Origin of the sequence: Klebsiella sp. MBT K-1 (genome assembly GCF_002556465.1) — a bacterium.
In the GTDB taxonomy this organism is placed as follows: Bacteria; Pseudomonadota; Gammaproteobacteria; order Enterobacterales; family Enterobacteriaceae; genus Klebsiella; species Klebsiella grimontii.
In genome coordinates, this window is the sequence record NZ_PDEL01000004.1 from 184,119 (window position 1) to 197,572 (window position 13,454).

Sequence of the window (13,454 nt, forward strand, 5' to 3'; positions counted from 1 at the left end):
AGAGTGTGTTCGGTCAATCATTAACCGGAAATTATTCAGGAGTTATTTATGTCTAACACTATCGACCTTGCGCTTGATGGCCTCTCCTGCGGCCACTGCGTTAAACGGGTAAAAGAGAGCCTGGAACAGCGTCCCGACGTTGAGCAGGCGGAAGTGACCGTTACCGAAGCTCACGTGACGGGCAGCGCCAGCGCGGAAGCGCTGATTGAGACCATTAAACAGGCCGGATACGGCGCGGAGCTCAGCCACCCAAAGGCTAAACCGCTGGCAGAATCATCAATCCCGCCGGAAGCGCTGACAGCGGCCACCACTGAGCTTCCGGCAGCCCGTGACGAAGATGACAGCCAGCAGCTGTTGATCAACGGCATGAGCTGCGCCAGCTGTGTTTCTCGGGTACAAAACGCGCTTGCGGCGGTACCGGGGGTCTCACAGGCGCGGGTTAACCTGGCGGAACGCACTGCGCTGGTGATGGGCAGCGCGTCCGCCGCAGAATTAGTCCAGGCCGTAGAGAAAGCGGGCTACGGCGCGGAAGCCATCGAAGACGACCTCGAACGCCGCGAGCGTCAGCAGGAAACCGCTGTCGCCACCATGAAGCGCTTCCGCTGGCAGGCGATCGTCGCCCTGCTGGTCGGTATCCCGGTCATGGGCTGGGGGATGATCGGCGACAACATGATGGTCAGCGATGATAACCGCTCCCTGTGGCTGGCTATCGGTGTTGTCACGCTGGCGGTGATGGTGTTTGCCGGTGGCCATTTCTACCGCAGCGCGTGGAAAAGCCTGAAGAACGGCACCGCGACAATGGATACGCTGGTGGCGCTGGGTACCGGCGTCGCCTGGCTCTACTCGATGAGCGTCAATCTGTGGCCGCAGTGGTTTCCGATGGAAGCACGCCACCTCTATTATGAAGCCAGCGCGATGATTATCGGTCTGATTAACCTCGGCCATATGCTGGAAGCCCGCGCGCGCCAGCGCTCTTCGAAAGCGCTGGAAAAACTACTCGATTTAACCCCGCCGTCAGCGCGGGTGGTCACCGACGAAGGCGAAAAAGATCTGCCGCTGGCGGAGGTTCAGGCGGGAATGACCCTGCGTCTGACCACCGGCGATCGCGTACCGGTCGACGGGGTCATTAGCCAGGGCGAAGCCTGGTTCGATGAAGCGATGCTCACCGGCGAACCGGTGCCGCAGCAAAAAGGCGACGGCGACGCCGTTCATGCCGGGACCGTGGTGCAGGACGGCAGCGTGCTGTTTACCGCCAGCGCCGTCGGCAGCCAAACCACGCTGGCGCGCATTATCCGTATGGTGCGCCAGGCGCAGAGCAGTAAACCTGAAATCGGCCAGCTGGCGGACAAAATCTCCGCCGTGTTCGTCCCGGCGGTCGTGGCGATAGCCCTGTTCAGCGCCGCAATCTGGTACTTTTTTGGCCCGGCGCCGCAAATTGTCTACACCCTGGTGATCGCCACCACGGTGCTGATTATCGCCTGTCCGTGCGCCCTGGGGCTGGCGACGCCGATGTCGATTATCTCAGGCGTGGGCCGCGCAGCGGAGTTCGGGGTACTGGTGCGCGACGCCGATGCGCTGCAGCGCGCCAGCACCCTCGATACGCTGGTCTTTGATAAAACCGGTACCCTCACCGAGGGTAAACCGCAGGTGGTGGCGATAAAAACCTTTACCGCTATGGATGAATCCGCCGCTCTGCGCCTGGCGGCGTCTCTGGAGCAAGGCTCCAGTCACCCGCTGGCGCGCGCCATCCTCGACAAAGCCGCAGACCAACGCCTGCCTGCGGTAGATAATTTCCGCACGCTGCGCGGGCTGGGCGTCAGCGGCGAAGCCGAAGGCCACCGTCTGCTGCTCGGTAACCAGGCGCTGCTGAATGAGCACAAGATTGCAACGGCTGAAATAGAAGACGAAATGACCGCCCAGGCGTCACAGGGCGCGACGCCGGTACTGCTGGCGGTGGATGGTCAGGCGGCGGCGCTGTTCGCCATCCGCGATCCGCTGCGCGAAGATAGCGTGGCGGCATTAGCCAGGCTGCACCGCCAGGGCTATCGGCTGGTGATGCTGACCGGAGATAACCCCACCACCGCCAACGCTATCGCCAAAGAGGCGGGCATTGATGAGGTGATTGCCGGAGTGCTGCCGGACGGTAAAGCCGATGTGATTAAACGCCTGCAAAGCCAGGGGCACCAGGTGGCGATGATCGGCGACGGTATCAACGATGCGCCCGCGCTGGCGCAGGCCGATGTGGGCATCGCCATGGGCGGCGGCAGCGATGTCGCCATTGAAACGGCGGCTATCACCCTGATGCGCCATAGCCTGAACGGCGTCGCCGATGCGCTGGAAATCGCTAAGGCCACGCTGCGTAATATGAAGCAGAACCTGCTGGGGGCGTTTGTTTATAACTCGCTGGGCATTCCGATTGCCGCCGGGATCCTGTGGCCGCTGACCGGAACGCTGCTCAACCCGGTGGTAGCGGGCGCGGCCATGGCGCTCTCTTCGATTACCGTCGTGAGCAACGCCAACCGTCTGCTGCGCTTTAAGCCCAAAGCATAAGGCAGCCTCTGACGAGGGCGAAAACAGGTTTCCCCTCTCCCCCTTCGGGAGAGGGGAAGCCTCAGCCGATTTATCTATTCGAACTCACGGCCAGGATGCGGAACCGGATAATCAAAATCGACCTTGATCGGTGCCGCATAGCGGCTATTCCACAGCTGGCTGTAAAGCGCGTCCACGCGCGCGGCCATCGACGCATTATTCAGCACCAGCTCAAGGTTACGTGAGTTATCGAAATAGCCTCCGCTCCAGTTGCTGGTTCCGACCCACGCCGTCGTACCGTCGATGGTCATCAGCTTACTGTGTACCACCCTGGCAAAGGGGATAAACCCTCGGCTGGCGGGAGGTATGGTCACCACTTTTAGCTGAACGTTTGGCACCAGAGAGAGACTCTTCAGCCAGAATACCTCCGGCTTTTTCAGGTTCCAGTTCGCCACCATCAGCTCCACCTGTACGCCGCGGGCCGCCGCGCTGCGCAGGGCGTTATCAATGGGCGCATAAAAGGGCCGGCTCCCCTTTTCTCCCCACGCCAGCGGCGCATAGTCCATCACCTGCACCCGGATCCGCGATTTGGCGCTCGCCAGCAGCTGCGGCAGCGCCACCTGCGAATCAATCACCCCGCTCGGGTTATAATCGCGCGGGCTGGCAACCAGATAATTGCCCTGCGGGGCCGACGCTACCGCCTGCCGCGCCGGCTTCGGTACCGGCTTACTCTCCGCCAGCAGAGCTTGCGCCTGCCAGTCCTGATCGAAAATAGCCTGAATCTGCTGCACCGTTTGCGGATCGCTGATGCGCAGACCGGTCTCCTGGATCTGTTCCAGCGCGCGCCAGTCAAAATTCTGGCTACCGACAAAAGCCTCTTTGCCATCCACCAGCAGATACTTGGCGTGAACAATACCGCCGGTCAGCCGATGGAACGGAATCACCCGCAATTCCAGGTTCGGGATCGCTTTCAGGGCCGTCAGCGTTTCCGGCGTTGAAAGGCCCACGCCCTTCTCCTCCATCAGAAAACGAATTTTTACTCCACGCTCCCCGGCGGCCCGCAGACGTGCCAGAACCCCATCCAGCAGAGAGCCTTTTTCATTCGCCACATAAAACTGCGCCAGATCGATATGGCTGCGCGCCGCATCGAACATCTGCTGCCAGACTTCGGCGGCATGACGTAAATCATTATCCTGTAAGGTGGTTTCCTGCGGCGCGTTATACACCAGCTCGTAGCCGGGTATAGAGAACGCCGCCCATACCGGCTGGCTTAACAGCATCCAGCTCCCCGCCAGCGCGCTCATCAGGCAGCCTGCCGGCCACCCGCATTGACCATGTTCAGGCATAGCGCTGCGCCTCGTGGCCTTCCCAGCGTTTGCCGCCCTGCACCGGACGGCTGACCGGGCTGCCGGCGCGGATCAGCAGCACCTTCAGCAGTTCGTTGATTCGCTCCATGCGGCTTTGCAAATAGTTATTGCCCACCAGGCACAGCAGCGCAATCGCAATGCCCAGGCCGGTGGCATACAGGGCGGTCCCCATACCCGCAGAAACCATGCTGGCATCGGAGACGCCGGAGGCGGAAAGGGCCTTAAAGGTATCCATAATACCGAGGATCGTCCCCAGCAGGCCCAGCAGCGGCGCGGCGGTGACAACGGTTTCAAGCATCCACAGCCCACGCGACATCTGCGGTTTGCTGAGCAGATACTGAGCGTCGATCAGATCGCTCATCGCCTCACGGTCTTCCGCCGTCTGCTTTTTCTCCAGCACCGGCAGAATGAGGGTCAGCGGGAGGCTACTGCGGCCGGTCAGCGATTCTGGCAGATCCGACGCGCGACGAACGTCCGGCGTCAGCGCCTTTTCAAAGCGCAAAGCCTGACGCTGGGCCCACGAAAAATAGAGGCCGCGTTCAACCAGTATCACCACGGCGATCGCCAGCGCGGCGTACATAACGTAGAAAATAATATCGTGAATCAGATTGGCATCCATCAGAGTGCCCTCCGGTTAATTAAAAGGTTGCTTCCAGCGAGACGCTAAAGGTGCGCTCTTCGCCAACGTTGTAGTACGGGGTACTGGCCTTCACGCCGTCGTAAGCCGCCGCGTTAAAAGTCGTCGAGCGGACGGAGGTCAGGTACTGTTTATCGAACAGGTTATCGATGCCAAAGCGCAGGGTGGCACTTTTGACAATCTTTTTATCCACCGGCAGATGCACGCCCGCGGCGACATCAAAGACCGTGCGCCCGCCGATTTTTTCGTCGTTGGTCAAATCGCCGTAGAACGAACTGACGTATTTGCCGCCGAAGCTGCCGTAGTAGAGACCATCGTCATAGCCCAGCGACGCGTTAAGCATGTTTTTCGGTACGTTTGGCACCGTTTTGCCCGCTGTTGGCAGCGGATGTCCGCCGTTGCTCACAATGTCGTCTTTTTGTTCGGAATGGGTGTAGGTATAAGAGGTGTAGTAGTTGAAGTTGTACGGCAGCTTACCGCTCCACTCCAGCTCCAGACCTTTACTCTCCACGCTGCCGATGTTCATCATTTCGTAGTCACCATCCGCATTGGTGGTCGAAATCTGCCGGTCGGTATAGCGCATATAGAAGAGCGTCGCGCTCAGCAGCATATCTTCGCGCTGAAAACGCCAGCCCAGCTCGTGGTTCCAGCTCAGCTCAGGTTTGGTGCTGATCGAATCGCCGACGTTGTAGAGCACGTAGTTGGGTGGCGTACGCATGTTGCGCGTCAGGTTATAGAACAGCTGATTTTCGCTATCCGGCTTATAGCTGATGCTAAAGTTCGGCAGGAATTCATGGTAGGTCGCCTGGCGTTTTTCCGCAGCGCTATACAGGCTGCCTTTATTATCGCCTTTACGTTCTACATACTGATAAGCCAGCCCGCCCACCAGCGTCCAGTCTGGCGTCACGAACCAGCTGTCCTGAAGCCATACTTTGTGCGCAGGAGTCACCGTGTACTGGTTACGCCCCTGTACCGTATTGCCGTTCGCATCTTTAACCTGATCGGAACCACCCGGTTTGCCGGAAACGTTCGCCGGGTTGCCATCGTCCTGAATGCTAATAAACGGCTGGGTCTGCGACTGACGCGCGCGCTCGTACCAGTAGCCAATATCCAGGCTGTGTTCGTCGTTAATATCCCACTTCAATTTCGTGGTAACGCCCGGCCGCCAGGTCTGGGTCCACGAAGGCCGGTAGTAGGTATTGGAAGTCAGGTTGCTGAGATCGTACTGTCCGGCGGTATCAGACGTATTGGACAGCACCGAGGCCGTTTGTCCGGTAAAGCTGCCGCCGTTACCCCAGTAGTAATAGGGCTGAACGGTCAACGCGAGGTTATCGCGCAGCTGTAAGCGCTGGCTAAAAGAGAGGGTGAAGGTTTCAAACGGATTACGGTTCAGCTTGTAATATTTGCTCAGTTGACCTTTGCTGTTGTAGACCTGGGTGGTCGAGTAGTCCTGACGCGGGTCTTCTTCGAACTGCGCTTTACTCAGGGTATTATAGTTGCTGTTATCCTGACGGTTATACTTCATGATCAGGTTGCTACTGTTGCCGTTGCCATCCTCGTACAGCGAGTTCATTTCGAACTTATCGGAATAATTACGCCCCTCCCCGCGCCATTTTTTGGCTTCAGTATGCGAGTACGAGAGCCAGTTGCTAAAACCGTTGTACTCCCCGGTCTCCAGACGAGCGAAAGTTTTGCTGAGGTTATGGCTGCCGAGCGTTTGTTTGACGAAGCCGCCAAACTCCTTTGAGGGACGCTTTGTCACAAGGCCAATATTACCGCCGCTGGAACCAATATGCGGGCCGTCAGCCTCGGAAGAGCCTTGGGTGACAAAGATCTGCTCAAGGTTTTCCGCGTCGCCCAGCAGGTTGGGGTAGACAGCATAGTTGCCCGAGTCGTTAATCGGGATGCCGTCCATCGACAGGCCGATCTGATCCGAGTTCATCCCGCGCATGGTGTAGTCGATACCGCTCAGGCCGCTGGCGTCATTGCTGTTGACGTTCATTCCCGGCGTATATTTCAGCATGTCGATAGCGTTGCTGGCGCCGGGGGCTTTTTCCATCGCCTCTTTGGTCAGGGTGGAACGCGCTTTGCCGCTGTCTTCCTGCACCATCAGACCGCCGCCGAGCGATTGCCCCTTAACGTTAATCTCCCCCACGTCGCTGCTTTCCGCCGCCAGCGAGGCCCCCGATAACAGGGCCGACACCACGGCTAACGCAATCCCAGAATAATTAAAGTTTTTCATTTCTTTTCCTGTAAAAACAAATGATTAATTAGGCTTATGGCGCCTGATAATTAAACGTCGCGGTAAATTTTTTGCTGCTTTGTCCGGCAAAAGCCTCTTCAGGGAAGGGCTTCAGCTGGCTGATGCTTTGCAGGGAACTAAGCGCAGCGCGATTGAGCAGCATGTTCGGCGCCCTGCTGGCAATACCGGAAGCCAGCACTCTGCCGCTGCGGTCAACCTCCAGCCAGACCTCCACGTTGCCCTGCGGGCGCTCCAGCGAAGCCTGACGGCCGCTCGGGTAGCGCTTGCGCTGCTCCAGCTCCCGGCGCAGCGCCTGCAGATAGCCGTTTTCCACCGCCTGCGCGTTCGCCTTCGGCGCCGGGGGAGAAGGCGGCGGGGCCGGTTTACTCGCCGGGCGACGAACGGCGGCGGGCTGCGGAGCCGCGATCGCCTGCGGTTTCGGCGCTTTTTCCTTCACAACCGGTTTGGGCCTGGGTTTGGCTTTCGGTTTAACAACCGGTTTGGCCTGGATAATGGGTTCTGGCGCAGAAACGACGGGTTCAGCGACCGCCTCCGGTTCCGGCTCAGGTTGAATTTGCGGCGGTATTTCCGGCTGCGGTTCCGGGACAGGCTCCGGCTGCGGCGGTTCGGGTTCAGCCAGCGACAGTTCCATGACCGTATCGTCGTAATGCGGTTTGACCTGCAGCACTGCCTGCTGGCTGACAAACAGTAAACATCCGGCGACGACAAGGGCGGGTAGCCAGCTAACAACGTGACGTGAGCGATAAAGCAGGTACATATCACTGCTTCCGTGTGGCAATGGAAATGGAGAAGAAACCACCCTGACGCAGGGTATCCATCACGGCGATCAGGCGTTCCACCGCAACCTCTTTATCGCTGTTCACGATAATGGTGGTGGTTTGGTTTTCCTGCTGCTGCTTCAGGGTATTGACCAGCGCATTCAGGGGCAGCGGCTGGCCATCAAGCTGCAGCTGGTCGTCGGCGCCGAGGGTGATAATGGCTTTTTTTTGCGGTTTAAGCTGTTGGGCGCTGCCAGCCGACGGCAGCTGCGTTTTCAAGCCCAGAGCCGGGATCACATTCAGGCTAATCAGGACAAAGAAAACCAGTAGAAACATCATCACATCGATCATCGGGATCAGCTCGATATGGGCTTTATTCTTTTTAGGCTCACTCCAGTTACGCATGTCACTCCCCCCAAAAATTGAAGGGGCCAATATAGAAGCGTTTTGTTTATTTTTTGTTACAGATTTTTTATTTTATTATCACAATCGAGGAATATTTGAGAAAAAAACACCATATCAATTCACGTTATAAATAGTCATACCATTGTTTTTTAAGTGATAATTAATTTCAAAACGCCATTACAGAAATGACAAAAAAGAGAACATCAAATTTTTTTGTTATTTTCGTGACATTGCAAAACGCCTCTTCCGTCGCGCACGTTGAGTCCCCTTGCGCCCCAGCCCCCCGCGCGCTAGCATGGATTCCTCACACTACGGAGCACGTATGGGCCTGTTAAACCGAATAAAAATGCTGTGGCAAGCCGCCGTCGGCTCGTCTTATTCCTGGCCCGCGCTGGACATCACCCTGCCCGGCGAGCGCTATCTACACCTGGTCGGCAGTATTCATATGGGCACCCGCGACATGTCGCCGCCGCCCGCCAGGTTATTAAAAAAGATCCGCCAGGCCGATGCGCTGATTGTGGAAGCGGATATTAGCGGCAGCGAAACGCCGTTCAGCAACCTCCCCTCCTGTCCGCCGCTGGCGGAACGCCTGAGCCCATCCCAGCTTGCAGAACTGCAAGATCGTGCGGGAGAAATGGGTCTGTCTATCGCGTTGTTCGACAACCAGCCGCTGTGGCAGGTGGCGATGGTATTGCAGGCGACTCAGGCGCAAAAATTAGGGCTAAGAGCAGACTACGGCATTGATTATCAGCTGCTGATGGCAGCGCGCGAGAGCCATATCCGCGTGATGGAGCTGGAGGGCGCCGATAGTCAGATTGCGCTGCTGCGGGATCTGCCCGACGGCGGGCTGGCGCTGCTGGAAGATACCCTCACCCACTGGCGCACGAATGCGCGTCTGCTGCAGGTGATGATCGGCTGGTGGCTGGAACAGCCGCCGTCACAAGGAACAACCTCGCTACCGACCACCTTTAGCCAGTCGCTGTATGACGTGCTGATGCACCAGCGCAACCTCGCCTGGCGCGAAACGCTGCTGGCGCTGCCGCCGGGGCGCTACGTGGTTGCCGTCGGGGCGCTACATTTATACGGGGAAGGGAATCTGCCGGATATGCTGACGTAAAAAAATGGCCAATATTTCTATTGGCCCGTCAAAGAGGAATTTCATCATTATTATTATTCCGGGGTTCGCGCCCCGGATCGTCTGATTGTCGCTCAAAGTGACCATCACTGCCAACACTATTGCGCAAGATGATACTATTTTTTAGACAGCCGTCGGGCGTATGCTTATGTCACATTTAATCGGTTGGTAAGAAGGATAACGATGACTCCCGCCGTAAAATTACTCGAAAAAAACAAAATTAGTTTTCAAATCCACAGCTACGATCACGATCCGCACGAAACCAATTTTGGCGATGAGGTGGTGCGCAAGCTGGGGCTCAACGCCGACCAGGTCTATAAAACGCTGCTGGTCGCCGTTAACGGCGACATGAAGCATCTGGCCGTCGCAGTGACGCCGGTAGCGGGTCAGCTGGATTTGAAAAAGGTGGCGAAAGCCTTAGGCGCGAAGAAAGTGGATATGGCAGACCCGATGGTCGCGCAGCGGGTCACCGGTTATCTGGTGGGCGGTATCAGCCCGCTCGGGCAGAAAAAACGTCTGCCGACGGTGATAGACGCGCCGGCCCAGGAGTTCGCCACCATCTATATTTCCGGCGGCAAACGCGGCCTGGATATTGAGCTGGCGGCCAGCGATCTGGCGAAGATCCTTGCGGCGAAATTCGCCGATATCGCGCGGCGCGATTAATTTACGGATTTTCGTCAGAGGACAATCCCGGAGGCGGCGCTGACGCGCCTTGTCCGGCTATAAAATCCACAACCGCTCAGACCTGTAGCCCCCGCCACCGGGGGCTACTCTGACGTTACTGCCAGCTCACCTCGCCTTTCGGCTCATAGGCTGCCGCGTCGAGCGGTGAGTTTTTCTGGATATACTCTTTCAACACTTCGGCGTCGATAAAGCCGGTATTCACATAGCCGGGCTTAGTATCGATATGCGGGTAGCCGTCGCCGCCGGTGGCGTTAAAGCTCAGGGTCGCCATACGGTAGGTCTTCGCCGGATCGACCGGTTCACCTTTGATGGTCAAATTGTTAAGCTTGCCGTCTTTGGCCACAAAACCGACGTTGGCAAACTGCGGATAGGCGCCGGAGTCGGGTTTCATCTGCGCCACCGCGGTCAGATACTCCGTCACTTCCTTACCGCTCATATCGACATACACCAGCACGTTGCCGAAGGGTTGTACCTTCATCACGTCTTTATAGGTGATATCGCCCGCTTCAATCGAGTCACGTACTCCGCCGCCGCTCATCACCGCGAAATCGGCATTGCTACGCGCCATCTGCGCCGCCAGCAGCAGACGTCCCATATTGGTTTGCACAAAACGCACTTTGCTGCGATCGCCCTCCAGATGCGCGTTCACGCTACCAATTTTCACCTGCAGCTGCGCTTTGCCTTTATTCTGGTACGGCGTCAGCAGAGAGAGCATCTGCGGGCTTTCAGGGATTTGCGGCGTATAGAGCACGCGCTCGCTCTCGCCGTTGTCGTAAGTGACCTTTTTCTTCAGGTTGACCGGGATCAGCTGATAGTGCACCAGCTTCATTTCGCCGTTGCGGAATTCGAAGTCGGCGCGGCCCACGTATTTGCCCCACTCGTGGGCCTGCACGATCCAGATACCGTTCTGCTTGTCCGGCGCGCACGGGCTGCCCGGGACATAATCCACCTGCTTTTTATTCTCCGATGCCATGCATACCGGGTCCTGCGAGTGGCCGCCGACGATCATCGCCAGCGATCCCGCAGGCAGGCTGCGCGCCATCTCAACGTCGCCAGGCGCATTAGAGCCGTGGGCGCCGTTGTCATAATGACCCATATGGGTGGTGGCCAGAATCACATCCGGTTTTTCGTTCTGCTGCAGTTCCTGGATAACCAGTTTGGCCTCTTCCGCCGGCTTTCGGAACTCGATATCGGTAAAGAACTCGGGATTGCCGATTTTAGCCGTATCGTCGGTCGTCAGGCCGATAACCGCAATATTCAGTCCGCCGCGCTTGAACAGCGCCCACGGCTTAAACAGACGCTCGCCGGTGCTTTTCTGGTAAATATTGGCGGAGAGGAAGGGGAACTTCGCCCATTTTTCCTGCTGACGCAGTACGCTAAGGGGATTATCAAACTCGTGATTGCCTACCGCCATCGCATCGTAGCCAATCAGGTTCATCCCGCGAAAATCGGGTTCCGCATCCTGTAAGTCGGATTCCGGCACGCCGGTATTGATATCGCCGCCGGATAACAACAGCACGCTGCCGCCCTCGTCCGCCACCTCTTTGCGGATACCGTCCACCAGCGTTTTTTGTGCCGACAGCCCGTATTCGCCGTAGTCGCTGCGCCAGAAGTGACCATGATGATCGTTCGTATGCAGGATGGTAATTTTATAGGTTTTATCCTGCTCATAAGCCTGCGCTGACAGGCTCCCCAGCGATAACGCGGTAAATAGCGCCAGCGCGACGCCTCGTTTAATAAGGTGCATATTTCTCTCCCTGACAAAGTAACAAGTGCCGAAAGTATAGCGAGATAGCGAATTAGACAAATATGTTTTCAGAATTGCGACTTCCTTCAAACCTTAGCGGCAGGTATGTTAGGCAGATAACGGTTTCATTTAAACAAATATAACAAACATGATATAATTCAATGGATAAATGAAAAAATGAGTGTTAATCAGCATGATCGAAGCCTTCAGTTATGTACGATTTAGTACCAAATCTCAAGCAACAGGTACGTCATTAGAACGTCAGTTAAATGCATCCCGTCTATTTTGCACACAGCACGGATTGAGGCTTTCAAACCAGTCTTATCATGATCTAGGGATTTCAGGATTCAAAAATGTGCGTCGTCCTGAGCTTGAACAGATGTTCGAAGCGATTCAAACTGGTGTTATACCAGCAGGTAGTTTTATACTTATTGAAGCTATCGACCGTTTAAGTCGTAAAGGAATTAGCCATACACAAGATATTCTAAAGAAAATTCTTCAGCACGACATCAAAGTAGCTTTTGTTGGCGAGGATGCAAAGACACTACAAGGCCAAGTGCTTAATAAGGACTCCCTAAATGATCTAAGCTCAGTCATCATGGTTGCATTAGCAGCAGATTTGGCCCATAAAGAGTCGCTTAGAAAATCAAAACTAGTCAGAGAGTCTAAAGCGATAGCAAGAGAAAAAGCGCAAAATGGTGTTATACTCCCCGGAAAATCTATGTTTTGGCTTGATTACGATAAGGAGCAAAGGCATTATGTCTTAAACGACCGCGCAACCATAGCTAAAGAGATAATTGAACTAAGATTACTAGGACATGGGCCAAGAAAAATAGCAAAAATATTAAATGAAAGACAAATCCCGGGACCTACAGGAAAAGAGTGGTATCAACCCTCAATTAAAAGAATAATCACAAGCCCCGTACTTTACGGAGCATATCAGTCACACCAAGTAATTGAAGGGCAATATATACCGGTAGCTCTTGTCGAAAATTACTACCCAGCTCTTATTGATTATAATTTATTTTCTCAGATTCAGTTTGACAATAAAAATGCATCAAAAGGACGCCCATCTCGTGTTAATCCATTCGGAGGTGTTTTCTACTGTGAATGCGGAAACGCAATTTGTTTTAAAAAGAGTTATAGTAAAACTGCAAAAAATGATAAACATGAATACCATTATCACTATTGCATAGCAGCGAGAGAAGGACGCTGTAAAAACACAAAATCCATACCCAACTTGACGCCGATACTAATTAATTTATTAGATAAACTTGAAATAAAGAACACATCAACCAAAAACATCAGGAGTGAATCAATAATAACAAAAAGAAATAAGATAGAACAACTTAACGAAATGCTTCTGAAACTAGATACCCCTCCAGTTTCAGTACTAAAGACTATTGGCAATTTAGAAAAAGAACTACAAACTTTGCTTGAACAACCAGAAGTTATTGCGCCAAGACAAGAAGACATTGTGGTGCTAAGTACAATAAATGATCCTTCAAAATATAACATGCATCTAAAACGACTAGTTAAACGCATTACTGTTTACCAAATCAATGGTCCAAAAAACTTACGTATAAAAGTAGACAAAACAGATGGACACCATCAGAATTTTTTAATAAAAGATGGACAGACTATATTTAAGTCAGATACTGAGCGATTAAAAAAATCACTTGCAGGATTTAAAGATGGATTTTGAAGAAATTAAAAATATGTATTACCTTGCATCTAAAAAGGTATTTTTTCTCATAAAGGACCTTATGAATAGGTAATTATTCACTATGATGAACTTACTGCTGATAAAAACATAAAGGATTTTATTGATCTCTGGATTGAAAGTGATAAGTGCAAATTTGTCCACAGATTAAATTTCGATAAAGACTTCTCCAAAGACCCAAATGTACTAAATTTTTTAGATAACAA

The 13,454-nt window shown here is 54.4% G+C and carries 10 protein-coding genes; 4 read left to right on the top strand and 6 right to left on the bottom strand.

Going from position 1 to position 13,454, the window contains the following annotated elements; all coding sequences use genetic code 11:
- Nucleotides 1–48 precede the first annotated feature (48 nt).
- A complete protein-coding gene (copA, locus tag CMQ96_RS07485) occupies nucleotides 49–2,550 on the top strand; it encodes a copper-exporting P-type ATPase CopA (RefSeq protein WP_049085214.1) in 2,502 nt (833 codons plus the stop codon).
- 74 nt (nucleotides 2,551–2,624) lie between these two features.
- Here copA and CMQ96_RS07490 read toward each other — a convergent pair whose 3' ends face one another.
- From CMQ96_RS07490 to CMQ96_RS07510, 5 genes are read right to left on the bottom strand one after another with little or no spacing between them, the layout of a single operon-like run.
- Nucleotides 2,625–3,875, bottom strand: coding sequence for a phospholipase D-like domain-containing protein (locus CMQ96_RS07490; protein WP_049088814.1), 1,251 nt, complete (start codon nucleotides 3,873–3,875; stop codon nucleotides 2,625–2,627).
- Nucleotides 3,868–4,515, bottom strand: coding sequence for a MotA/TolQ/ExbB proton channel family protein (locus CMQ96_RS07495; protein ID WP_098066504.1), 648 nt, complete (start codon nucleotides 4,513–4,515; stop codon nucleotides 3,868–3,870). Before CMQ96_RS07495 ends, CMQ96_RS07490 begins: the two co-directional genes overlap by 8 nt.
- 19 nt (nucleotides 4,516–4,534) lie before the next feature.
- Nucleotides 4,535–6,775, bottom strand: a complete 2,241-nt coding sequence (locus CMQ96_RS07500) for a TonB-dependent receptor (RefSeq protein WP_049088813.1) — start codon at nucleotides 6,773–6,775, stop codon at nucleotides 4,535–4,537.
- Nucleotides 6,776–6,809: 34 nt separating this feature from the next.
- On the bottom strand, nucleotides 6,810–7,553 hold the full coding sequence (locus CMQ96_RS07505; protein ID WP_004137935.1) for an energy transducer TonB: 744 nt from the start codon (nucleotides 7,551–7,553) through the stop codon (nucleotides 6,810–6,812).
- Between the two features lies 1 nt (nucleotide 7,554).
- Nucleotides 7,555–7,959 carry a biopolymer transporter ExbD gene (locus tag CMQ96_RS07510; RefSeq protein ID WP_024359012.1) on the bottom strand — a complete coding sequence of 135 codons (405 nt, stop codon included), beginning with the start codon at nucleotides 7,957–7,959 and terminating at the stop codon, nucleotides 7,555–7,557.
- Between the two features lie 322 nt (nucleotides 7,960–8,281).
- On the opposite strand from CMQ96_RS07510, the gene CMQ96_RS07515 reads away from it, so the two are divergent.
- Together CMQ96_RS07515 and ybaK are read left to right on the top strand one after the other, a co-directional pair.
- Nucleotides 8,282–9,076, top strand: a complete 795-nt coding sequence (locus CMQ96_RS07515; protein WP_024359013.1) for a TraB/GumN family protein — start codon at nucleotides 8,282–8,284, stop codon at nucleotides 9,074–9,076.
- Nucleotides 9,077–9,277: 201 nt separating this feature from the next.
- Complete coding sequence (ybaK, locus tag CMQ96_RS07520) at nucleotides 9,278–9,757, top strand: Cys-tRNA(Pro)/Cys-tRNA(Cys) deacylase YbaK (RefSeq protein ID WP_049085218.1); 480 nt, start codon at nucleotides 9,278–9,280, stop codon at nucleotides 9,755–9,757.
- Nucleotides 9,758–9,872: 115 nt separating this feature from the next.
- On the opposite strand, the gene ushA is transcribed toward ybaK, so the two are convergent.
- Nucleotides 9,873–11,525, bottom strand: a complete 1,653-nt coding sequence (gene ushA, locus CMQ96_RS07525; RefSeq protein WP_049085219.1) for a bifunctional UDP-sugar hydrolase/5'-nucleotidase UshA — start codon at nucleotides 11,523–11,525, stop codon at nucleotides 9,873–9,875.
- 193 nt (nucleotides 11,526–11,718) lie between these two features.
- Here ushA and CMQ96_RS07530 point away from each other — a divergent pair, with 193 nt between their 5' ends.
- Nucleotides 11,719–13,230 carry a recombinase family protein gene (locus CMQ96_RS07530; RefSeq protein ID WP_071889569.1) on the top strand — a complete coding sequence of 504 codons (1,512 nt, stop codon included), beginning with the start codon at nucleotides 11,719–11,721 and terminating at the stop codon, nucleotides 13,228–13,230.
- Nucleotides 13,231–13,454 lie beyond the last annotated feature (224 nt).